This is a genomic window from Nostoc sp. NOS(2021), from assembly GCF_017115025.1.
Classification (GTDB): domain Bacteria; phylum Cyanobacteriota; class Cyanobacteriia; order Cyanobacteriales; family Nostocaceae; genus Nostoc.
The window spans coordinates 1-24,258 of record NZ_JABXKM010000317.1; the positions used below are offsets into that span (position 1 = coordinate 1).

Genomic DNA, 24,258 nt, shown 5'->3' on the forward strand with positions numbered 1-24,258 from the left:
ACCCTAACCCTCCCCTTGTAAAGGGGAGGGAACTGGATTTCTTGTTTCCCCCCTTGTAAAGGGGGGATTAAGGGGGGTAATTCGACTTGTGTGTACACCGCACCGAGGCTTTGATTCTTACTCCCCTTCCCTACAAGGGAAGGGGTTGGGGGTTAGGTTTGAGAGAAAGTTTCACACGGAGTTAATCAACCTTTTAATCAGCAATTAAAGTGACTCGTCCTTGTGAGCCGTAGCCAACTTCACTAATATAAAGGTTGGGGTCGTGAAGCTCGGCAATTATATTTTGTACTGACTGTTTAGCATCAAGTCTGGGACTTAGATCGATCGCACGAGTGAAAACCTTTGGCCATTCCCATCTCAGAGTTTTGGTTAACCCGAACAAACCAGCACCGATCGCACCGAAGTTGACTTTGTACTCTAACCCAAAAGCGCCATCGAGATGAGCGACTGTGCAAAAACAACTACGTCCATGACGTGCGGCTTCGTTTAGAGAAGGTTTGAGGTGTTTCGCCATCAAAAATACGTGCTTGACGATCGCCTTTTCTGATTCGTTATAGGAAATACTTCCGGTGTTATTTGCTACAAAGATTGGATGTAGATGGATGAAAGCCCCAATCGTTCCGCAGTGAGATGCGATCGCTTGCAATTGTTGTTGAAGATGTTCTTCACTCAAGTTTGCTAAGGTGACGCGGGTTACTCCTGTGGGTAAGGGCGCTTGTTGGGCGATCAGCGATTGGGGGAAGCTGATAACTACTACTTTCCAGCCTTTTTCGATTAGGGATTCAGTTAATTTATAAGTGGTGAGGGAACCATCATCGGTAATTAAACCGATGTGTCCCTCTGGTAACGTGAAATCCAAATAATCGGGCTGTGGTAAGCTTCTGAGTTTGACGGGATGGCGCTGGATATTATGCTCTAATTCCGGTGGTTGTTGGACAAACTCAGGCTCAGACTTTTTTTTTTCACCTCCAGCCAACTGCTGTAGGTAATCGACTATTTGACCGATGGTGCGGAGTTCTCCGAGTTCTTCGATGTTTGGCTTGGGTAAGTTGGGGTACATTTCTTGCATCGCCCCTAGTATTTCTACCCGTTTGATCGAGTCAATCCCTAAATCGGCTTCCATGTCCATTTCCAGTTCCAGCATCTCGACTGGATAGCCGGTCTTATCGCTGGTGATTGCTAATAGGGTTTCACCTAAATCTGCAAATTCGTCACTTGTTGCGGGTTCTGGTTCTGGGTTGAATGCGACAACTACGTTGAGTTCGGGTGAAGTAACTACCTCAACTACGGGTGCAGTCTCTATTGAAATCTCGGTTGGTTGTTGTACTTCGTGAATTGCAATTTCTACCGAAACACTTTTAGAAACCTGGGATTGCAGATACTCGACAACTTGACCGATGGTGCGTTTTTCTGCGAGTTCTTCTAAATTGGGTTTGGGTAGGCTGGGGTACATTTCCTGTAGCGCCCCTAAGATTTCTACCCGTTTGATCGAGTCAATTCCTAAATCCGCCTCCATGTCCATATCCATTTCCAGCATCTCGACTGGGTAGCCCGTCTTGTCGCTGGTGATGGCTAAGAGGTTTTTATCTAAGTCAACAATATCGATGGTTGCGCCAGATACAGGTGCAGCAGTTGTGGGTGCTGCTTCTGGGGTGAATGCAACAACTTCGTTGACTGGAGGTGAGCTAATTTTGACTACAACCTCGGCTTGGGATTCTACTACTGGGACAGGTGGCGCGACTACAGGCTCTACTGTCTCAAAAGTAGGGATTGGGGAGAAGAGATTAGGGAGTAAAGAAGGAGAATTTTCATCCTTCTTAGAAGTGGGAGATACAGAAGTTTCAACTACAGGCTCTAACACCTGGAGAGGTGCTTGAGTAACATTTAAGCCATTTTTAGCAACTGGCTCAGTTACAGGCAAAGGTTGGCTTTCTACTATCTTTGTAGTAACGGGTACGGCTGCATCAGTAACAGTTGTTTCTGTGGTGAAATGATGGCGTACCTCATTTAGTTTCTCTGTTAGTTGAGTTGCTCCCTCACCAGAGATGATTTGAGAATATTCTTGCTGTATGAGTTGGAAAAAGTTTTTGGTATATTCCAACTGCTCTTGGAGATATTGCTCATGGATGCGTAGGGTTTCACCTTGTTGGGAATGAAACTGCATCATGCTACGCTCTAAGCTTTCCATCACAACTAGCTTCATTTTGGCAGTTTCTTCTGTTGATTTACTTTCACTCAACAAAGAATTCTGCTGTTGCATCAGTTGGAAAAATGCTTTGGCGTATTCCATTTGATGATTGAGATAAGTACCGTGAACTTGTAAATTCTCGGCTTGATTTTCCTGAAACTGTGTCAGGAGATATTCTAAACTTTCTAAAAGTTGTTGGTAATTTGTAAGTTTTTCTGGTGTTGGTTGCATCTTAGATTCCTGGGCTGGCTGTGACAGGGTAACAGGATTCATCTGTTGCTCTGTTTGGGTGATGATATTAGCAGTCACAACGTTAGCGATCGCAGGTGTTTTTTTATGTCCGTTAGTCTCTCTAACTGCAAGAGTTGGAGTTACACCTGGGCTGGTAAATAAAGGAGCCGCATCAGAAGATTCAGGGGTAGGTAATGTAACTTTATGCCCATCCTGCAAAGCTAGAGCGAAAGCATTTTTCGTTTTTTCGGATCTATAATTGATGCCGTTTAAACGTACATTTAATGTCTTCTTCGTCTCAATTGGCGGTATAGTTTGGGGAAGTTGATAAGGATCGAGGTTATTCAAAGCCAAACCAATTACCCGCAACTGCACAACCGCTTCTCGCAAAGAGCGATCGCTATTCTTTTGAGTGCTGGGGTTCAAAGATACGGTAATATGAGGGCGATCGCCAAGGATATCTTTTACCAAATTGGTGAGAATTCTCCTCGGCCCAAATTCCACAAAGCAAGTACCACCGGCTGCATAGATATTTTCAATTTCCTGTTTAAACAGCACTGAGTTGGAAAGGTGCGTTTCCAGGATTTTTTGAATACCTTGAGGTTCGTTGGGATACTGCTTACTCGTAACGTTGCTGTAAACAGGGATTTTGGGACTTTGGAACTTGACTGACTTAGTAGCGATCGCAAAGGATTTTTGAGCAAAGGCGATTAGCGGTGTATGGAATGCTGCTGATACAGGCAACAATACAGCTGTATATCCTTTCTCGTGTAAAGCCTCTCTGACTCTCGCTATTTCTGCGGTGGGGCCAGCCAAGACAAATTGAGTTGGAGAATTTTGATTAGCGATCGCAACTTGCGGAAAATGTCTCAGCACAGCTTCAACTTTGCTGATATCTTCTTTGACAGCCAACATACTACCCGCATCATGATCCGGGTCTTCGGGTGCAGCCATTGCTTGACCCCTAGCTTTCACCAGAAACAAGTAGTCTTCAGTACTCAAAACCCCCGCAGCCCATAAAGCTGTCAGTTCCCCAAAGCTATGACCGGCAACAAAATCTGACTTGAACCCAGCTTGTTGCAGTATGCTGTACATCCCTGCACTCAACACCCCGATGGCTGGTTGAGCGTATTCTGTGCGTTGTAAAGCAGCAATTTGGACATTTTTTTCTGCTTCCTCAAACACAGGATGAGGGAAAACAATCTCTGAAAGCGGCTGCAAATTATCTTTGATTAACAAGCTATCCATATAGCCATGAAGACGCCGCATCAAAGGAAAATTCATTACCAGTTCCCGGCCCATCTCCAAGTATTGCGAACCTTGACCAGAAAATAGAGAGACAACTTTTCCACCCAACTCCATACCAGAGGCGCGGTAATAAATCCCTTGGGGATGCTCCCAAGATGCTGCTGTTCCTTTGTGTTTCAGCCAGTCAATGCTAGTTTGCAGCAACTTGCAAGCTTCTTCGAGATTCTCAGCGACAAACCCAAATCTGGCAGCAGAGAGGGGAATCTGTGGCGATTTGCACTCCTTGACTAATTCTGCATAATGTGTGTTGGCTTCAGGCGATACTCCTCCGGAGTCACTTCGTGAACGCAACTTACCTAAAATCTCTTCCGATTTGCTCAACAATTGGTCTACTGTGGGAGCAAATAACAGCACTTCACTAGCACCACTATGTAAGCGGTAAGCGGCGTTTTGGTCAGCTTCATATTCTTCCAAAACTACGTGATAATTGGTGCCGCCAAAACCGAAAGAACTCACCCCGGCGCGTCTCGGTGCTTCCCCTTCAGCACGAATCCAAGGTCTAGTTTCGGTATTCAAATAAAAGGCCGAATTTTTAATATTTAGTTTGGGGTTCGGCTCAGTGATGTTAATTGTCGGCGGTAATACTTTGTGATGTAAAGCCAAAGCAGTTTTAATCAAACTCGCCGCACCCGCAGCCGCTTTTGTGTGTCCAATTTGTGATTTTACACTACCCAAAGCGATGTGCTGTTTTTTGTGATCATGTTCGCCAAAGAAGTCTTTTAAAGATCCGAATTCCGTCGGATCTCCAGCCATTGTACCAGTGCCATGTGCTTCCATCAAACCAACAGTAGCGGGAGAGAAACCGGCATCTTCATAAGCACGTTCTAAGGCTTTAATTTGGCCTTCTTTACGAGGAGCATAAATGCTCTTATAACGCCCATCGCTGGAGGTACCAATACCTTTAATTACGGCATAGATTTTATCGTTGTCGCGTTCAGCATCTTCCAGGCGTTTGAGTACAATCATGCCGATACCTTCACCCAGCATCATCCCATCAGATTTAGCATCGAAAGGTTTGACATTTTCGCTAGGAGAAACCGCCGGTGTTTTGCTAAATGATATGTAAGCCATAATGGTGTTATCGGTATCAACACCACCAGTCAGCATCATATCAGAACGATGCTCAACTAGCTCACTAATTGCCATTTTTAAAGCACCAAAGGAACTAGCGCAAGCGGCATCAACTACGCAATTCATTCCGCCAAAATTTAGGCGATTGGCAATTCTACCCGCGACTACGTTAGCTAACATTCCAGGGAAAGCGTTCTCATCCCATTTCACATAAGCACTTTTGATTTTATCAACGATTTTTTGGGTATCTTCATCGGATAAACCACTGCTTTTAAGTACTTTTTCCCAAATCGGATATTCTAACCTCGCAGAAAGTGGCATTCCTAATTGCTTGGCCATCGCCACGCCTAAGATTACCCCAACAGTTTCGCGGCTAAACTCACGCTTTTCGCCATAACCTGCATCTTCCATTGCCTCTTTCGCAACCACTAAACTTAATAGTTGCGATACATCTGTGACTTCTAAAATGCTGGGTGGTATGCCGAATTCCATCGGGTTAAAATCAACCTCTGGAAGAAAACCGCCTCGTTTACAGTAGGTTTTATCTTCAGTAGTTCTCGGATTCGGATCGTAATAATCCTCGACGCTCCAGTGAGTGGAGGGAACATCAGTAATACAGTCAATTTTGTTTACTATATTTTGCCAGTATTCCCGCAAATTTCTGGCTTTTGGTAATAGAGAAGCCATCCCAACAATGGCGATCGGATTGTGTTGTAATTGTCTGTTAATTTTGTTGATTGACACTGATTTATCTGACTTCATTTTTTTTCCCTCGATAGACTTAATCACAGCCTGTTCACAATTATTGACAAGGCTCTCTAACTCCGCTAAGGCAGTATCAATTGAATAAGCAGACATAGGGCATAGTGAGTACTGTGGATTCTGTAGCTACAGTAATTTCTGTTGCCTACTAAATAATGGAAAACTCTCGTTTTGTAAGCAGTTAGCTATCCTATCTCCGCTAAATGCTTTTTTCTAAATCGACACCACACGACACATACTGCCCTCATAAAGCCTTAGATATATAGGCGATTTTGGCACACAGCGTAGGCGTAGCCCGTCGTAGACATCGCACAAAAATGTTATACAACGCTAGACTCTTGATATTGTGGCAATAGGTCAACCAATTTTGGATTTTAGATTTGCAATTTTAGATTTGCTTTCTTCGTAGCGTTAGCGAGTAATCGAGCGTCGTTAGGAGCGTCTTTTAGATTTGTTCCACCCACAATAAATCGAGGACGAACCAAACAAATCCAAAATCCAAAATCCAAAATCTAAAATTGGCACGGTCGATGACGTTGTTAAAACTGGTAAAATAGTCTTGGAGTGTAATAGCTGCTTGACCAGTGAATTCAATCCATTTGTAATCGTAGAGATTTTGAGCAATGGTATCTGATGGGGCGATGAAAACTGAGGAGTAGCTAAGGGAACAGAAACGCTTTTTTCACCCGAAACCGTTTGATTTTCTAGCTTAACCACACCAACGTAGCTGATGTTAATGACAACGTTCTGTATCTTGAGCAATGTCATAGCCAGTTTCAACGTCCAGGATAATATATTTTATGCTACTTGACCCAGTAAAGTTGACAAGTTCGTTACAGAAAAGACACCGCCTTTCATCCGAATTTATGCAAGTTGAAAAAGTAATTAAACGATCACAAGCTGATAGCAAAGCAGTTATCTTTAGTTATTTTTAATTTCAAAATCTCAATTAAATAACTAGTTTGTCTAACCACTTTAAAGCATTGAATTAATAAAAACACTAACATACTTTACAGAAACTAAATCATTCCTTTAAAGTTATTTTATAAATAGCCCTCTACCATTACTGATGTGAATTTTGAATAAAATTCAGCACAAAAGTGTAATTTATAACTATATAAATGTGTGAGAGATTTACCTCGTTCCCAGTCTCCAACTGGGAATGCCTATGGGAGGCTCCGCCTCTTGACTTGGGGCAGAGCCGCAATGAGTAGCATTTCTAGCCTCTGGCTGGAAACGAGGTTTGAATAGACCACGCGGTAGGGAACATTGCTGTGCCCCTACAACATATATGGTTCAATTAAATGAAAACTGCTGTAAATTAACAATGTAAATCTGTTGTCTAGAACACCAATTCAGTAATCCTCCAAGAACCTCTCCCCCAACCCCTCGACCTTGGCATCAGCCTGCCGTTAGGCAAGCCCAGAGGGGAGTTTGGCTCCCCCAACGCTAGTAGGCAAGGGGGCTGGGGGGTTAGGTTTTTGATTACTGAATCAATGCTCTAGTAAGTAACAATTCAATGAATACATAGATAAATTGAATAACCATAAGTATTTTTCCTCAGAGAAACATCATAATTGAGTCAAAGTTTTTGGTCATTTTTCAATATAAGTTAAGTTAAAAAGCAAAGCAGTTATTTATAAAGCAAATGTTAATTTTTAGTATGTTGCTTGATAAACATAATATAAATCCGAATGTCTTATAGTACACAACCTTGGTAAAAATAATCTGTTAGTAATATCAAATCGGCTTGGTAACTAATCATCTATTAAGATTCAATTGGCAGACTAAAGATTAGTTACGAGTAACTTTATTCAGTCTATAATCTGACTGTGATGAAATATTTTAGTGAGAGAATCAGGACTTATACAAAGTCAATATGTTGACAAAATTCAATTTTTACGCCATACTTAAGGACAAGTTTATCCAAGTTTTGAGTTCATTTTTATTAGCGCTTCGTTGTGATTGAGAGTTAAGTTTTCTGGTTAGCGCTATTGTATTTTACGCTACTGGAATAGATATCAAATTAGGATATAACTTAGGAAGCTTTGAAGTAACACCACCATTAATTTTCACGCCACAAGAGCGAGTTTGGGCGGCAAAAGCGTACAACAATTCATATAAAAGCAATTTAGACCCATCCACTTGATTAAGGTAGAAAACCTAGAGGAAAAGCCCTCTTGGTAATTTGCGGATGAGTCTATTCTAATCCACTAAATATAACCAGGCTATCCCCTAAAAAAGCAGAATTGGAATGAAAATATGGCAGCAAATAAAGAAAGCCGATTGTTCACAAAACCCGTAGGCCGATCGCAAGTAATTTTAGCAGCTTCTCTGACTTTAGCGGCTGGATTAATCGCTTTCTACAGTTTGGCACCGTTTTCGTCTAAACCTAAAGTTGTGACACCGCCAGCGTTTCCTCCAAAAGCTGCCACACCTGCGAAAGTTGCTGTGACTGCCTTGGGACGTTTGGAGCCAGAAGGCGAAGTTACTACTTTGACTGCTCCCACTTCCAATAATGGGGTGCGAGTAGAAAGACTGTTGGTGAAAGAAGGAGATGCGGTTAAAGCAGGGCAATTATTGGCGTATCTAGAAAATTATGGTCGTTCTAGAACAGCATTGCAACAGGCTTTAGACCAGCTGCAAGTTGCCAAAGCTAAATTAGCGCAGGTGAAATCTGGAGCTAAAACCGGAGATGTCGATGCTCAAAAGGCTGCGATCGCGCGTTTAGAGCCACAATATAAAGGAGACGTTGCCACACAACAGGCGACAATAGGCCGCATCCAGGCTGAGGTAGACAATGCTCAAGCCGAGAACGATCGCTATCAGCAATTATACAAACAAGGTGCGATCGCGGCTTCCATAGCAGATACCAAAGCTTTGCAACTAAAGACTACACAACAGCAGCTAACAGAAGCCCAAGCCACCCTCAAGCGGACTCAAGACACATTCCAAGAACAACGCAAGCAAGCACAAGCTACACTCACGAGTATTAGTGAAGTGCGTAGTGTAGATGTTCAAGTAGCACAAACCGAAGTCAACAGTGCCACAACTTCTGTTCAACAAGCAAAAGCCGACTTGGATTTAAGTTACATCAAAGCTCCCATAGATGGCAAAATTTTGAAAATTCACGCCAAAACCGGAGAAGTTATTAGCACTAACAAAGGATTTGCTGAAATAGGTAAAACATCTCAAATGTATGTGATTGCAGAGGTGTATCAAACCGATGTTCAAAAAGTGCGTCTAGGACAAAAAGCCACCATTACCAGCACTGCATTTACTGGAAAATTACAGGGAACTGTGAAAGAGATTGGTTGGCAAGTTGACAAGCAAAACATCTTCAGCCTCAACCCAGGATCAGATACAGACCGCAAAATAGTTGAGGTAAAAATCTCTATTGATAATCCCACAGATAGTAAGCGGGTGGCTCGTTTAACTAACTTACAGGTAGATGTTGCCATTCATATTTAGTCATTGGTCATTGACAAATGACAAATAACAACTAACAAATAAATCCATGATTTTCAAAATTCCTTTAGCATGGCTACAGCTAGCCCAGCAAAAAGTTCGTTTACTAGTAGCTGTAGCCGGGATTGGTTTTATTGTGCTACTAATGTTTGTGCAACTTGGTTTTCAAGATGCTCTTTATTCTAGTGCAACCGCAGTGCATCAGAATCTCAAAGGAGATTTATTTTTGGTTAGTTCCCAATATAAATCTTTGACCTCAAATCAAAGCTTTTCGCGGACTCGTTTGTATCAATCTCTGGGGTTTGATGGCGTAGAGTCAGTTAGCCCCATGTATTTGCAATTTGCCAAACTGAAAAATCCGGCAACTGGTGAGAAATATTCAATATATGTTATTGGTTTCGATCCTGGTAGACCTGTGATGAACATCCCAGAAGTTGAGAAAAATTTAGATAAACTGAAAATTCCCGATGTCGTGCTTTTTGATCGGGGTTCTCGCCCAGAGTTTGGCCCAATAGCTGAAAAATTTAATGCGGGGGAGACTGCACAAACAATTGAAATATTTCCCTTCAATTCATTAATTGGTTATAGAGTCAGAATTGGTGGTTTATTCAGCTTGGGGCCTTCCTTTGGGGTAGACGGCAATTTACTTGTTAGTGACTCAACTTTCTTGAGGATAAATCCCAATACTCGTCCGGCAGATATGATCGATATCGGTTTGATTTCCCTCAAACCTGGTGCTAATGCAGAAACAGTACTAAAAAATTTACAAGCAAGTTTGCCTAATGATGTCCAAGTTTTTACACGTCAAGGCTTCATTGATTTTGAGAAAAAATATTGGGCGGTCAGAACACCCATTGGTTTTATACTTAACTTGATGTTGACAATGGCTGCCGTTGTTGGTGTAGTTATTGTTTATCAAATTCTTTACAGCAATATTGCTACACAGTTCGTTGCTTATGCCACTTTAAAAGCTATAGGTTATGCCAATAGATATTTATTAAATGTGGTATTTCAGCAAGCTTTAATTTTGGCAATTTTAGGTTATATTCCAGGGTTTATTACTTCTGTGCTGTTATATAGTTTTGCAGCAGAAGCAACTAAATTACCAATAGTTATGACCACTAATAATGCACTTATTGTCTTAACTTCAACAGTCTTAATGTGTATAACATCAGGGGCGCTTGCTATCAACAAACTTCGCTCCGCAGATCCGGGAGATATTTTCTAGTTAATTCCTAGCAGCAAAATAATCAAATTATTTTGCCCTGATATAGACTCATAACTAAGCATTGGTGCAGCCTCTCCACAGAAAAATTGCTCCTTATACCAATTTTAGATTTTAGATTAAAAGTATTTACCAAAATACCAATTTGGTATAACTTTAAAGTCTTTTATCTAACAAATCAAATTCACCTATTTAACAATAATCCCGACTTTATGAACCTCAAAAACAAAACCCTCCTAATTACCGGGATTGATGAACTTGTCGGTTTGCGTACAGCCGAGTTAGCCATAGCACAAGGAATCAAGGTTCGTGGACTGCAAAGTTCTACAGAACAAAACAAACAATTACAGAATTTAGGTGTTGAGGTAATTATTGGTAGTATCACCGATGCTACTATTGCCCAAAAGGCTTGTCAGGGAGTAGACATCGTTTTACATACAGATCAAATTGCCCAAGAAGCTGGCGCAATTAACCATTTTCGTGATGTCAATGTTGGTGGTACTGTCAACATAGCTAAAGCCGCTAAACAGGCTGGTGTCAAAACATTTGTGCATCTATCCAGTGTGATGGTTTACGGTTTCAACTATCCTAACAATGTTACAGAATCCGGGCCACTCTCTGGCGACAATAATCCCTACTGTCAAACGAAAATAGAAGCGGAAACAGCAATCTTAGAACTGAATAATCCTCCAGATTTTGGCATCATCGTTATTCGAGCCGGAGATGTTTACGGCCCAGGAAGTATTCCCTGGATAGTCAGGCCAATTCTGATGATGCGTCAAAAATTATTTGCCTGTGCCAACGATGGTAAAGGAGTAATCAATCATGTATATATAGATAACCTGATTGATGGCATCTTTCTCGCGATAGAAAAAGAAACTTACGGTGAAATATTTAATATCACCGACGGACAAGAAACTTCGTGGAAAGAGTATTTTATGCGTTTAGCAGCAATGGAAGGTTTACAAGCACCCCTTTCATTATCGAAAGATGAAATTAAGTTGTTTCTAAAGCTACGTGTTCAAGGACAAAAACTTTTTCGCCAAAAAGTTGATATCTTACCAGAGTCTATAGATTTTATGACTCGTCCCTATGCTTGTTCTATTGTCAAAGCAGAAAGTCTGTTAAATTATAAACCAACAATTGACCTAGAATCAGGAATGCAGCGAACACATGAATGGCTGCAAAAAACAGATATCCAAAATTTGATCAAATAGAATATAGCTGTTCTCAATTGCATGAAATACAGACCTAACAAGAACAGCCCCTTTCCTACTAGCGTTGGGGAGTAAGCCTCCAAACCTCTCTCCTAAAAGGAGAGAGGTTTGGAGAGAGGTCAAAGTGTATTGTATACAAATGAGAAGCGCTATAGTAGGTTGGGTTGAGCGATAGCGAAACCCAATAAATAAAACCTTGATAATGTTGGGTTTCGTTCCTCAACCCAACCTACTAAATTCTGACTTCTGACGTTGCATTTACCTAACAATTAGCTATAAGCAAAAAATAATTCCCAGATTTACCGAATACTTGTTTTCTATGAGTAGCAATCAGCCACGATTGAGCATCGGATTACCTGTATACAATGGTGAAAAATTTATCAAAGAAGCCATAGATTCAATCTTGGCTCAGACCTTTGAAGATTTTGAGCTAATTATTTTAGATAATGCATCTACAGATAAAACTGAAGAAATTTGTAGAGCATACGTTGAGCAAGATCAACGTATCTGTTACTACCGCAATGACACAAATATCGGTTGCGCTCGTAACTTCAATCGCGTCTTTAAATTGTCTTCGGGTGAGTACTTTAAGTGGGCAGCCTATGATGATCTACATGCTCCAGATTTTATCAGGAAGTGTGTTGAGGTACTTGACCAAGATCCTACCGTAATCTTGTGCCACTCTCAGACATATTTCATTGATGAACAGGGGAATTTTCTCCAAAACTACGATATCAAACTCAAGGCAGATGCACTAAAACCACACGAGCGTTTTCACGAATTGCTGACCAAGCATTTATGTTATCAATGTTACGGGGTAATTCGCGCCAGTGCCCTGAGAATGATACCGCCTATGGGTGGTTACGGTAATGCAGATGGAATTCTCTTGTTAAGACTTGGTATTCTTGGTAGGTTTTATGAAATCCCTGAATACTTATTTTTTGCCAGAAGTCATCCGCAACAATCAATGAGTATGTTCTTTCCAAATTACTTGTTGTTTGCTGACAAAAATCAAAAATCATTATTGAGTATGCTACCTGATTTTTATGCATATGCAGTGTGGTTTGATTCAGCAAAGAAAGGACAAATTTTATTACCACATTGGAGAATAATTTGGGAGTATATACTCTCCATCTGGCGTAGTCCCCTGAGTTTGTCTGAGCGGCTGTGTTGTCATAGAAGTCTACATCAGCAGTTAAAAGGGACAGAATATCTTTTGCTGAAAGATTTGCTAAGAGTAATGCAAAAACTTTGGAAAAGTTGGCAACCAGCATCAATTCAAGAACAGCAAGTCACACTTTGAAGGAATCACTTCATAAATAAAAGCTAGCGATCGCAGCTTTTTGTCAGCCCCCTAATCACCTATTCTGACTAAAAAATTATGCTGAAACTATCTCAACTATCTCGTGTTTTGCTTGCTACTTTAGTGAGCATCAGCTTTGCTAAAACAGTGAATGCCGAGCCGACTGCAAAACTTACTGTTGTGGTAAATGGAATACACCACCAAAAAGGTGAGATTTGCTTCCGAGTTTACCCAAGTGAACGAGGATTTCCAATGAGTAGTAATAGCGAAGATCAAAGTGGCTGCGTTAAGATTACTGGAAGTTCTGTAACAAAAGAATTTTTCGGTTTGAAGCCTGGAACTTATGCTGTCGCCGTGGTTGACGATCAGAATGGCGATCGCAAACTCAATAAAGACTTTTTCGGTATTCCCAAAGAAGGTTTTGGGATTTCCAAAAATCCAACTGTGTCTATACAAACAGGTACACCAAAGTTTCGTGATGCCAGTTTTGTTGTAAACAAAAATACCACAGTCAACATTATTATGAAATATTCGCTGGATTCGTAAAGGGAATAGGGAATAGGGAATAGGCTACAGGCTACAGACTATTCCCTATCACCTGTTCCCTAATCCCCAATGTCCAATTCTTCAGAATTACGGTTTAGATCAGACCTACATATAAACAAGCCGAAATTCTACCGGAGATTAAAAATTTAATGGAAGATTTGGCGATATTTCTCTCTAAGTCTTTGATGGGTTGGTTGGTTACTCAGGTGTGTTTAACGCTTGTCTTTATATGGTATCTGCGCTCATCCCAAAAAAACTTATTACCAGATGACCAGTTGCCCAAAACAGCAGTGATTCTTTGCCTACGCGGAGCTGATCCGTTTTTGCCTAGATGTTTGCGATCGCTTCTAAATCAGAACTATCCACAGTATGATTTAAAGTTGATCGTTGATAGTCACGAAGATCCCGCTTGGAAAATTGCCAGTGAAACCATCACAGAGCAAGAAGCAACCAACGTTCAAATCAGCCCTTTGAGAATAGTACGCAACAATTGTAGTCTCAAATGCAGTTCCTTAGTCCAAGCTGTTCGTGAGTTGGACGATTCTTACAAGGTGGTTGCTTTAGTAGATGCTGATACTATAGTCCATGTGAATTGGCTGCGAGAATTAGTCAGTCCTCTAGGGGATGCCAAAATAGGGGCAACAACAGGTAATCGTTGGTACGTACCTACAGGTAGGTATTGGGGATCTTTAGTACGGTACATCGGCAATGTATCGACAGTAGTGCAAATGTTTATCTTCCAGATTCCTTGGGGTGGGACTTTGGCTGTGAAAACAGAAGTGCTTCGCCAAACAGAACTGCTAGACAAGTGGGGACAAGCTTTAGGCGAAGATTTTATGATGCACGACATCCTCAAAAAACATGGGTTGCAGGTAAAGTTTGTGCCTTCGCTGTTAATAGTCAATCGTGAAGAGACTGATTTATTCAACTTAATAGACTATCTCAAGCGCCTCATCCTTTATTCTCGACTATATCACCCACGCTGGTTAGCTCTAGTTAGTGAAGCTGTTTCTAGCATTTTGTTTCCTACTACAGTCATCATGTTAGTTCTAGAGTGGTTGTTAGAGGCAAAATGGCAAGCTGCGACTCTCTTGTTAGGTTGCTATGGAGTCTATACTGTCGGATTACTCTTGATAATGCTCGTGTTGGAATTAGAAATACAGCGAGTGGTTCGCTCTAATGACCAGGCGATCGCAAAATTATCAGCTCTTACAATTATCAAAATGTTAATTGGGATTCCCTTGACACAGTGGGTTTATGGGTTAGCGATGCTATCGTCATTGTGGATTTCAACAGTCACTTGGCGCGGTGTTTCTTATCGGGTTCAAGGCCCCTGGAATGTCCGGCTAGTCGAATATCGCCCTTATCAATGGTTGGATCAACCTATTGATAGCAAGGTTTCTCTTTGAACTGAATTGCTAGATATAAATCAATACAATTTAGTTAAGCATTTCTTCCTTCTCTTCCTTCTCTTGCTTTGCGTTCTTCTCTGCGAGACGCACTCGCATTTGCGTCAGCCTCTCGTAGAGATGGCGGTAGCCTGCGGCAAGCCGCTCCGCGTCTACGTTCACAAAATTGACTTTGACAAAGAGTTAAGCCTTAACTCAACCGTATTGAGATATAAACTAGGGCATGAAAGTTATTACACTAAACATTCCCTAGTCTTCAAATTATATTATCTTATATTTAGTAGAACTATATTAGCTATAACCCTTGTCAAAATACACGCTTTTGCTTGTTGATTACCGAAATGTATTTACATTTCTGGCAAGGGTTTAGACAAATATATTAAGGGGAATTTTGACTTAGTTAGGACTTACGCAAAACCACACGCTGTAGGGGCAATTCATGAATTGCCCCTACCAGAAAATCACTCTTTTCGGCTATTGTTTGCGTAAGTCCTGTTAGTATTTCGGATGTTTTGATAGTTTCTAATCCAGGTTTATATAGCGGTTTGCAGTTGAGTCTAATACAAACCTAACCCCCAATTCCTTACGCCAGTTGCTACAACGGGGGAACCCCAGCAACGCACTAGCTGCCCTACCAGCGTTGGGGAGTAAGGCTCAAAGCCTCTCTCCTGCAAGAAGAGAGGAATGGAAGTGAGGTCAGAGTCTATTGCACACAAACGATAAGCGTTAGAAACATCCTCTTCACAATCGACATTTTCGGCTATTTGACAATGCGTCAATCCTCAGTCTAACTGTATTAGTGGTAATTTTTGAGCCAAATAATCAGGACGTTCATGAAACATTTGCTGCGTAAATCCTAAATTCAAAACCAGCATTTTTGTGAAATATTTCCCTTTTTTATGACTAAGCAAAAACTTCGTATTGCACTGTTTACAGGATTGTATGCTCCTTTCTTAACTGGAGTTTCCGTCGCAGTACACCAACGGGTTCGTTGGTTGCTAGAGCAGGGACATGAGGTTTTTCTAATCCATCCGCAAATCAACGATCGCTACCCCAAAAATGTTGGCGATCGCCCCATGCCCGGTTTAAATGAAATTCAGTCTTTCCCCAATTTCTCTGCTTACGCATTCCCTACAGAACCACTGCTATTCTATAAGTCTCTTCCTCAACCGTTGAACTATCGACATTGGAGTGATACCAAGTTGCTGGAGGAGTTCAAGCCCGACATTATAGTGGTTGAAGAAGGGGCGCAAATGAGAGGTTTATACTCATTTTTCTTGCAAGGTTATGGTCGCCCGATCGGCACTGAATACGCAAAACGAACAGGCACACCAATAATATCACTCTTCCATACAGATATCGTTGCGTATATCAAATATTACTTTGGAGATCAGTTCTTTAACTTGGTTCGTCCGATCATTCCCGTTTTAGTCAAGCAGTTTAGTGAGTCTTATGACTTCAATTACTTTTCTTCTAAAGAACAACTCACTAAATACAAAGAACTGAAATGCCAACGCGCCGAATACGTCGCTTATCAAGGCATAGATTGCGAAAAATTTCACCCGCGAAACATCTGTTACGATCCCATTCCTAATGACAACCGACCGACTCTCTTGTTTGTCGGACGCATCACCCCCGAAAAGAATGTTAACCAACTACTTGATATATTTCCAGTCATAGCTGCCAAAATCCCTGATGTCCATTTGGTGATTGTTGGTAGTGGCCCTTTAGATGAAGAGATTCGTCAGCGTGCCCAAAAGTTTGCATCCGGTATTACCATCTGGGGTGAGTCTCACGGTACAGAACTTTTAGGTTGGTTTGCCAGAGCGGATGTTTTTGTCAACCCCTCCGTCACCGAAAACTTCTGCACTACAAATAACGAGGCGTTAGCGTCTGGAACCCCTGTAGTTGCCGTTGTTGCACCTTCAACCTCAGAACAGGTATTTCCTGGTCGTAACGGCTTCCTTGCCCAACCAAACAATCCCACAGATTTCGCCCAAAAGGTGATTGCAATTCTAGAAAATCCCGATTTGAAAGCAGATATGACTCGGCACGCTCGCCCCTCGATACTCGAATTTGATTGGTCAGCATGTATGCAAAAATTAGAAGACAAACTTTACCAGATCGTTGAAGGATCACAGAAGGTAGAGGTAAGTACAGGCAGTATAAGACCATAACCATAACAAACACAGCGATCGCTAGAGCATCGATTCAGTAATCAAAAACCTAACCCCCCAACCCCCTTTGCTACTAGCGTTGCGGGAGCTAAACTCCCCTCTCCGTTTCGGAGAGGGGTTGGGGGAGAGGTTCTTCCTTTCCTTACTGAATTGGTGTTCTAAGCTGTTCCACATTTAACTTGCTCCCATTAGGGCGCTCATGTTGCCCACCCCACAAGAGTTATGTTTAATTCAGTTATGCAAATTAGATGTTTTTCAGCTTAGTATTTACAGTACTAGCGATCGCTCTTTTATCTTCTTCACCACGCCAGCTAACTTTAAGGCAAGCTGGGATGCTTTTATTCTCCTCTGACATTTTTCTATTTGCATCGCTGTGCTATCTAAACGCAACCTGCTGCAATGCGATTGCATCGATTGACAATGCGATTGTTTCAACTCACAATGTGATTGTATCGACTGACAATGGCATTGTTTCAACTCACAATGCGATTGCATCGACTGACAATGGCATTGTTTCAACTCACAATGCGATTGCATCGACTTGCAAAAATTAATCAACTCTCCAAGTTGTGCGATAAAATCTATAATTGGGTGAAGCTGGAATGGCACTAAGAAAAGCCTAAAGGCTTGTGTCGCCTCGTTGCCAGTCTTAAGAGTGGGAATGTATTCAAAAGAGGGCTGCTGCCTCTCGTTAAGCCACTGGAGGCGGCAGCCCCCCAGAATGGGTTCCCAGCCTAGAGGCTGGGAACCAGTCAGCGCAAGGGCTGTATCTTAACTTAGTGCCATTCGGTCAAGCTGCTTTTAGCACCATGCCACCCATGTAAAATAGGCATAGTAAACAATCCCCACGCCAAACCCGTAATCAATCCAAAAGGCGTGACTACATAGTTATTAAAACTCCACAAACCGAAAACTTGTGCTGCCAATTCCAAAGGATAAGCCATCATCAGCACACTAGCTAAAGCCGCACCACTCCAGCCATACTGACTTAACCAGTAAAATCCCTTACCACCAGTTAGCCCATACAACAAACGAGTAATCAGCAAACCCGTCACAGTGCCGTAGCAGCGCATACACACAGCCATAATAAACGGAGATGCCAAATCTAACCCCATAGATGGTTGCGGACACACATGATTACCCATGAAATAAATGATGTCCGCAATCCCCCCAAGCAAAGACACCCCAGACGCAGCCAGAAAGGGAGCAATCGGCGGGCCAAAAACCATCCCCGCCAACATAAAATCAGCAATCAAACTCACCCAATTAACCTGCAACTCTTCACTGAAAGCTACTCTTGTCATCTCTCTTTCTCTGCGCCTCTGCGGTTTGTTCTCTTAACTTATATTTTGTACCAGGCGACTAGAAGTCACTGCTACACAGGCAAAACCCGCCTACGCGGGTTGAAAATTTTGATTTTATCTTAGTTTGTATAGCCGCGATTTCTAATCGCTAGGGCTAGATGCAAGATGTGAGTTAACCTACCTTATTAACATAAGGACTTGTCAACTTATCCAACTGCTGAATCAACAGACTGAGGAACAAACCCACATCGGTCACCACACCCACCGATTCCACAGAACCGCGATCGCTTAACTTAGTTACCACAGCGGGATTAATATCCACACACACCATTTTCACACCCGCCGCAGTCATATTACCGACTCCAATGGAGTGCAGCATTGATGACAGCATCAAAATCATCTCCGTACCTTCTAGGTGTTTAGCATATTCCTCTTGTGCTTGAATCAAATCCATTTGGGTATCAGGCAAAGGCCCGTCATCCCGAATCGATCCCGCAAGCACAAAAGGTATATTATTGTGGACACACTCATACATTACGCCACTTTTAATCGCCCCCGCCTCCACAGCTTTGGGAATGCTGCCATAACGACGGATACTATTAATTACCTTGAGGTGATGGCGGTGTCCACCACGGACGGCGACACCCCGCTTCATGTCTACACCCAAGGAAGTGCCCATGATATTTTGCTCAATGTCGTGAACTGCGATCGCATTACCACCCAGCAGCACCTGTACATATCCTTCCCGAATGAGTTGCGCCAGGTGTTCGCCGCCACCAGTGTGAATCACCACCGGCCCCGCTGTCACCACAACTTTACCACCAGCATCGCGGATTTTCCGCAATTCCCAAGCCACTTGCTCAACGACCAATTCCACGCGCCGTTCGCTGGAAACACCCGCCGACATAAAGCTAAATTCTTGGGTACTGCGTTGTTCCCGTGATTCAGTTTTGCGGATGGTGCGGATACCTAGCACGTCTACAATTACCTGTTCGCCAACTTCTAAATCGCGTAATATTTTACACCGAGCAACTGAGCGATTGGCAGTTTGAGTAATGGCGATCGCGCCATCCATCCGTTGATTTTCCACCTTCACCCACTGACCATTAATTCGGACTTCGGTGGGATAAATCGTGCTGACGTAGAAATCATCAGGCGCTACACCCGCTTGAATTACCGGCTCTAGTATAGCGTCTCGCTCATCATGGGGTAAATCTACAGCACCCAAATCAATCAACAGCGAGATGATTTCTTCCATCACCTCATGGGATGGTGCTGATACCCTCACCTCTGCGGCTGAGGTACTTTGTCGTTGTTCTCCCAAGTTGAAATTCAGGACTTGGAAGCTTCCCCCGGCATCTATAATCAAATCCAAAGCGCGGTTAATTAAACCTGCATCTAGCAAGTGTCCTTCCATCCGAATGACGCGGCTTTCTACCGAGACATTGGCATGAATTTCATCTCTAACTGGTTCTGTCACCCGCAGAGTTAAGCATTTAGCCGCGCCACCAGCTTTGAGAAATTCCGTAAGTGGCGTTTCCAGCACTTGGAAACCTGCATCTGCAAGGCGGGTTTTCAAAGCATCACTCGCCTTGTTCATGATCAGGATGCTGTCCACATTCACCGCATTACAAGCGAAATTGACTGCATCGGCTTCTTCAATTGGGATCAGCTTTTCTGGTGCAACTCGTATTTCGATTAAGCGGTTGGAGTAAGAATCAAAAGCGCCGGGATAGTATAGCAAATAGCCATTTGCTAGGGGACAAAAGCAGGTATCCAGGTGATAGAAACGTTCGTCTATGAGTCGCAGGGAAAGCACCTCAATATCCAGCCATTTCGCTAGATAAGGGTGAGAATCTAATTCCGAGCGGAAACCGTATCCCGCCCATAACCAGCGTCCTTCCCGATCGAGCAGTGCGTCCCCTGCTCCCTCAAAGGGCAAATCTTTGGGAAGTTCATTGACTGTATAACCATTTGCCTCAAACCATTGTTTGAAGAAAGGCTCCTCTCCCTGACGTTCTTTGTGCAAAAAGCGACTGAGGACGACGTTATCCCCCAGTACTAAGCCAGCGTTGGCGGTAAAAACCAAATCAGGCCAACCTTTTTCAGGTGGTACTAAGTCTACAATGGCGTGTTGTTTAAGGATCTGGTGTAGTTCCTGCCACTGTTCCACGGCGCGATCGCGCGATGATTTGTGAATATTCCCTTCCATCCAGGGATTAATCACATAGTCCACGTCGTAGTGGTCAGGAGGACACATTAAAAAGCGAATACGGGAAGTCATAAAAATCTTACAAGCGTTTTATATGCTACAAGCCTATTTTGGATACAGATTTTCGTTTTTCTACATTTTGTCAAATCTGTTACTAGAGCTTCTATCTTTTGATAGTTGAAGGCTTTACAAAGGCTTCGTTATTAATTCTATTACTGGAAGAGACAAAGTGAGGGGAATAAGTACAGAAGGTGGGAAAATGGCATCGATCTGTCGGCCATGACTGAAACAGTCATACTGACTCAGGCTGCTTCTAGCAGATGAGCAGAGGGGAAATCCCATACTTAAAAGTACTTCAAAGTTCAATCGTTGTTGGATAGCATCTGTAATTTTTGGACTGTGGCAAGAGTTTTCAATAAATAGTTGTAGCGTCTGGCAATACGTCTTAGAGTAGCATCAGGGCTATTTCGTTCTAGATATAAACCGCCCAGAACTGAAGTTCTGCGGCTCATAACTAAAGTCCGTTTTAACGGACTATCACCTTTTCTCAGTCGGCTTGAGACGAATGAGTGCTATTAGACTCAGAATTCATTCTGAGATGGGCTAGATGAGAATGAAATAGCCCTGGAGTAGCATTAGAACCAAAATGTCTGCTAAGAAACGATTCTGGCGAGAAACATAAAATTCTACCACAGTTTATTAAGGCTTTGAGGAGATTAAAAGCTGCATGAAAAAGCAATTGTCACAGAACTGGATTATTTCTAAATCTTGGTTACATTTTTTAATCATCATCTTATTAGTAATAGGTGTATTTTTTCGCTTTGCCAATCTTGACAAAAAAATTTATTGGGGTGATGAAGTTTTCTCATCATTACGCATATCTGGTTATATGCAGTCAGAAATGAATGAGCAGTTAAGTAATGGTCGTTTGATTAGTATAGAAGATTTGCATAAATACCAGTATCCCAATCCTGAAAAAAACACAATTGATACAATTAAAGGGATTATCTTAGAAGACTCACAGATTTTGCCGCTATACATCTTGATGACCCGGTTTTGGGTAGAATGGTTTGGCAATTCTGTAGCAGTGACAAGAAGTTTTTCGGCATTTATTAGTCTGCTCACCTTTCCTTGTCTTTATTGGCTATGTCAAGAATTATTTGAGTCTTCACTAATCGGGTGGATAGCGATCGCGTTGGTAGCCGTTTCACCTGTTCATGTCGTGTATGCACAAGAAGTACGAGCATACAGTTTATGGATAGTAACCATCTTAATATCGAGCATAGCACTGCTGCGAGCCATGCGCCTTAAAACAAAGGTTAGTTGGTGTATTTATGCAGTAACATTATCACTAGGGTTTTATACTCATATATTTTTTACCTTGGTTGCTTTGGCACAGGGAATTTATGTAATTGCAATCGAACGCTTCCGATTGAGTAAAACATCGATTTATTACCTGCTATCATCGCTTGCGGGGTTTATAACTTTTGTACCTTGGATTTGGATTATTATTACTAACCCTCAACTAGAAGCAGTAACTTGGGCGAATGTTAAACCAACATTATTTGCGTCAGCTGCAAGGTGGGCTGGTATCTTTAGTCGGACGTTTCTTGATTTAGGTATTAGTCCTAGCGATCCCGGAAAACTTAAGATTGTCCTAATTCCTTTTATTTTAATTATTTTAGCTCTAATGATCTATTCAATTTATGTTCTCTGTCGAAGAACCTCTAAAGAAGTTTGGTTATTTGTCTTAACCTTGATTGCATCTGTAGGGCTTCCCCTGCTGTTAGTAGATTTCGTCTTTCAAAAGCGATACGCTACTAGTCGATATACGCTTCCCTCAGTTTTAGGTATACAGTTAGCTGTTGCTTACCTATTGACCACTAAGATCACGTCTATTTATACTAAAGTTTGGCAAAAAAAGCTCTGGTCACTTGTAGCGTTCATGCTAATTATGGGCGGAGTTATATCTTGTATGCTCCACTCTCAAGGACAGATTTGGTGGAACCAATTCCCTGAAAAATACCAAGAATATCCTAAAATTGCTAACATTATTGATCAAGGTAAGAAACCGCTTTTAATTAGTGATGATAGCATAATTCCACCAATCCAAATACTTGGTCACTTAGTTGATCCAAAAGTGCGATTTCAAATTGTCGAAAAAAATCATTTACCAGAGATTACTAATGGCTTTACTGACATATTCTTGTTCAAGCCCTCTGACTTCTTAAAAGCTGGAATTGAGAAAATTTATAACTCAAAGTTACAGCAGATAAACGACCTTCTCTGGAAAATAACAAAATCGACTGAAGCGACTTCCAATTAAAAAAATATCCAAATTGTCGGGTGGGATGTTACTTGCTTAAGCAAAAGTTGCTGCCCAGATCCCCGACTTCTTCAAGAAGTCGGGGATCTAAATCCAGCTTACATTTTCAGGTAAATAGACCACGCGGTAGGGGCACAGCATTGCTCATGTGTGTCAACTTAAGCTAAAACCCTTTTAGAACCTCGTTTCCAGCCTCTGGCTGGAAATGCAAATCAAAAGCGGCTCTGCCGCAAGTCTTGAGGCGGCAGCCCTCACATAGGCATTCCCAGTCAGAGACTGGGAACGAGACAATCTCTAAAAGCTGTTTCTAGACTGGCTTTCACGTTAAGTTGACACCAATGAGCATTGCTGTGCCCCTACAACATATGTGGTTCAATTAAATGAGAACTGCTGTAAGGTAAGTGAGATAAAAATTAATATCAGCTAGCCTAATAAGTGGCACAATTAAAGCGAAAATATACTTTGATTAAATTCATGATTTGAGTATATAGTTATACTGCTGCCGCTTATGCCATCGCCCCTTGAGCGCCCGCTAAAATTTGAAATCAGACTGCCATCCTCCCATCCTCAGTTATTAGAAGGACTAGATATTTGGCTGCGCTTAGGTTTGATATCCGATACCCAAGTCAGGCAGCTATGTCAAGAGTTTCTGGTGTGTGCGGTGGTGTCGCAACCCCAGGCTGAAGCTAAAACAAAGGTAGTATTTGCAACTTCTGATCCCGTGCAGGAGTTGCCCGTAGCAGCTTTACAATCTAGTAGCCATAGACAACCGCAACAAAAACCAGCTAAACCCAACTTTATCAGCACAATGTTGCAGTCCTTGGGGGCAGAACTGAGTGTGCGTTGGCTGCTTTTTCTAGGGGTATTTCTGGTAGTGGTGTCCTCTGGGGTACTGGCTGCGAGTCAGTGGGAGAGGTTTCCCCCTTCTGGACAGTATGGAGTTTTATTTGCTTATACTTTGACTTTCTGGGGATTAAGCTTTTGGGCGACTAGGCAAAATAACCTCAGATTGACGGCTCAAACATTGCTGATTGTCACCCTTTTGTTAGTGCCTGTGAACTTTTGGGCAATGGATAGCTTTCGGTTGTGGCAAAATCCTGTGGATTGGATTGTAGTTGCGATCGCCTGGCCGACTCTCACCGCTATTACTGTTTTACTCTATAAAAATCGGACTATTTTTCCCAATTTACATAGCGGTAAATTACCTCTAGCAAATATTTTGGGGCTGAGTTATCTGCATTGGGGTTGGCAATTATCAAGATTTCCCTTGATTGCCGTTTATGTGGCAATGATCGGCACAACTATTATTACCGTTTATCACAATCTTTACCAACAGCCTAATCCGATTAGCGAGGAAGATCGGCGCGATGTCTACGACGGGCTACGCCTACGCCGGAGGTTAAGTATTGGTTTGCCTGCTGCTGTAATTATTTATGCTTTGATAGTGCTGTTAGTGCGGGCGATTTTTGTTGTTGGGGTAGATGTCACGCAGTTGGGATTGGCTATTGGTA

At 42.2% G+C, this 24,258-nt stretch carries 12 protein-coding genes and 2 pseudogenes; 9 read left to right on the forward strand and 5 right to left on the reverse strand.

Annotation, left to right across the window (positions count from 1 at the left end; translation table 11 throughout):
* Nucleotides 1-193 precede the first annotated feature (193 nt).
* Both HWQ41_RS30875 and HWQ41_RS30880 read right to left on the reverse strand, forming a co-directional pair.
* The gene (locus HWQ41_RS30875) at nt 194-5,656 is read right to left on the reverse strand and encodes a type I polyketide synthase (RefSeq protein ID WP_292771535.1); all 5,463 of its coding nucleotides are present in this window, start codon (nt 5,654-5,656) and stop codon (nt 194-196) included.
* 349 nt (nt 5,657-6,005) lie between these two features.
* Nucleotides 6,006-6,328 (reverse strand): annotated as a pseudogene (locus HWQ41_RS30880) (hypothetical protein).
* A 1,494-nt stretch (nt 6,329-7,822) separates the two neighbouring features.
* On the opposite strand from HWQ41_RS30880, the gene HWQ41_RS30885 reads away from it, so the two are divergent.
* The 7 genes from HWQ41_RS30885 (at nt 7,823) to HWQ41_RS30915 (ending at nt 16,905) form a co-directional block, all read left to right on the forward strand.
* Nucleotides 7,823-9,031: an ABC exporter membrane fusion protein gene (locus HWQ41_RS30885; protein ID WP_292771538.1), complete on the forward strand. Its 1,209-nt coding sequence runs from the start codon at nt 7,823-7,825 to the stop codon at nt 9,029-9,031.
* A gap of 46 nt (nt 9,032-9,077) precedes the next feature.
* Nucleotides 9,078-10,256, forward strand: a complete 1,179-nt coding sequence (gene devC / locus HWQ41_RS30890; RefSeq protein ID WP_292771540.1) for an ABC transporter permease DevC — start codon at nt 9,078-9,080, stop codon at nt 10,254-10,256.
* Between the two features lie 209 nt (nt 10,257-10,465).
* On the forward strand, nt 10,466-11,470 hold the full coding sequence (locus HWQ41_RS30895; RefSeq protein WP_292771543.1) for an NAD(P)-dependent oxidoreductase: 1,005 nt from the start codon (nt 10,466-10,468) through the stop codon (nt 11,468-11,470).
* Nucleotides 11,471-11,789: 319 nt separating this feature from the next.
* Complete coding sequence (locus HWQ41_RS30900) at nt 11,790-12,773, forward strand: glycosyltransferase family 2 protein (protein ID WP_292771545.1); 984 nt, start codon at nt 11,790-11,792, stop codon at nt 12,771-12,773.
* 78 nt (nt 12,774-12,851) lie between these two features.
* The gene (locus HWQ41_RS30905) at nt 12,852-13,319 is read left to right on the forward strand and encodes a DUF2141 domain-containing protein (RefSeq protein WP_292771548.1); all 468 of its coding nucleotides are present in this window, start codon (nt 12,852-12,854) and stop codon (nt 13,317-13,319) included.
* 149 nt (nt 13,320-13,468) lie between these two features.
* Nucleotides 13,469-14,728 carry a glycosyltransferase family 2 protein gene (locus HWQ41_RS30910; protein ID WP_292771551.1) on the forward strand — a complete coding sequence of 420 codons (1,260 nt, stop codon included), beginning with the start codon at nt 13,469-13,471 and terminating at the stop codon, nt 14,726-14,728.
* A gap of 899 nt (nt 14,729-15,627) precedes the next feature.
* Complete coding sequence (locus HWQ41_RS30915; protein ID WP_292771553.1) at nt 15,628-16,905, forward strand: glycosyltransferase; 1,278 nt, start codon at nt 15,628-15,630, stop codon at nt 16,903-16,905.
* A gap of 776 nt (nt 16,906-17,681) precedes the next feature.
* Here the strand turns inward: HWQ41_RS30915 and HWQ41_RS30920 are convergent.
* The 3 genes from HWQ41_RS30920 to HWQ41_RS30930 form a co-directional block, all read right to left on the reverse strand.
* Complete coding sequence (locus tag HWQ41_RS30920) at nt 17,682-18,209, reverse strand: DUF2085 domain-containing protein (RefSeq protein ID WP_292771555.1); 528 nt, start codon at nt 18,207-18,209, stop codon at nt 17,682-17,684.
* Between the two features lie 172 nt (nt 18,210-18,381).
* Entirely contained in the window at nt 18,382-20,493 is a 2,112-nt protein-coding gene (locus tag HWQ41_RS30925) for a TIGR00300 family protein (protein WP_292771557.1), read from the reverse strand.
* A gap of 290 nt (nt 20,494-20,783) precedes the next feature.
* Nucleotides 20,784-20,933 (reverse strand): hypothetical protein, encoded by a 150-nt coding sequence (locus tag HWQ41_RS30930; RefSeq protein ID WP_292771559.1) that lies wholly within the window; start codon nt 20,931-20,933, stop codon nt 20,784-20,786.
* A 215-nt stretch (nt 20,934-21,148) separates the two neighbouring features.
* Between HWQ41_RS30930 and HWQ41_RS30935 the strand changes: the two genes are divergently transcribed.
* Together HWQ41_RS30935 and HWQ41_RS30940 are read left to right on the forward strand one after the other, a co-directional pair.
* Complete coding sequence (locus HWQ41_RS30935) at nt 21,149-22,747, forward strand: glycosyltransferase family 39 protein (protein WP_292771562.1); 1,599 nt, start codon at nt 21,149-21,151, stop codon at nt 22,745-22,747.
* A gap of 508 nt (nt 22,748-23,255) precedes the next feature.
* A pseudogene (locus HWQ41_RS30940) lies at nt 23,256-24,258 on the forward strand (DUF2157 domain-containing protein); the annotation flags it as partial.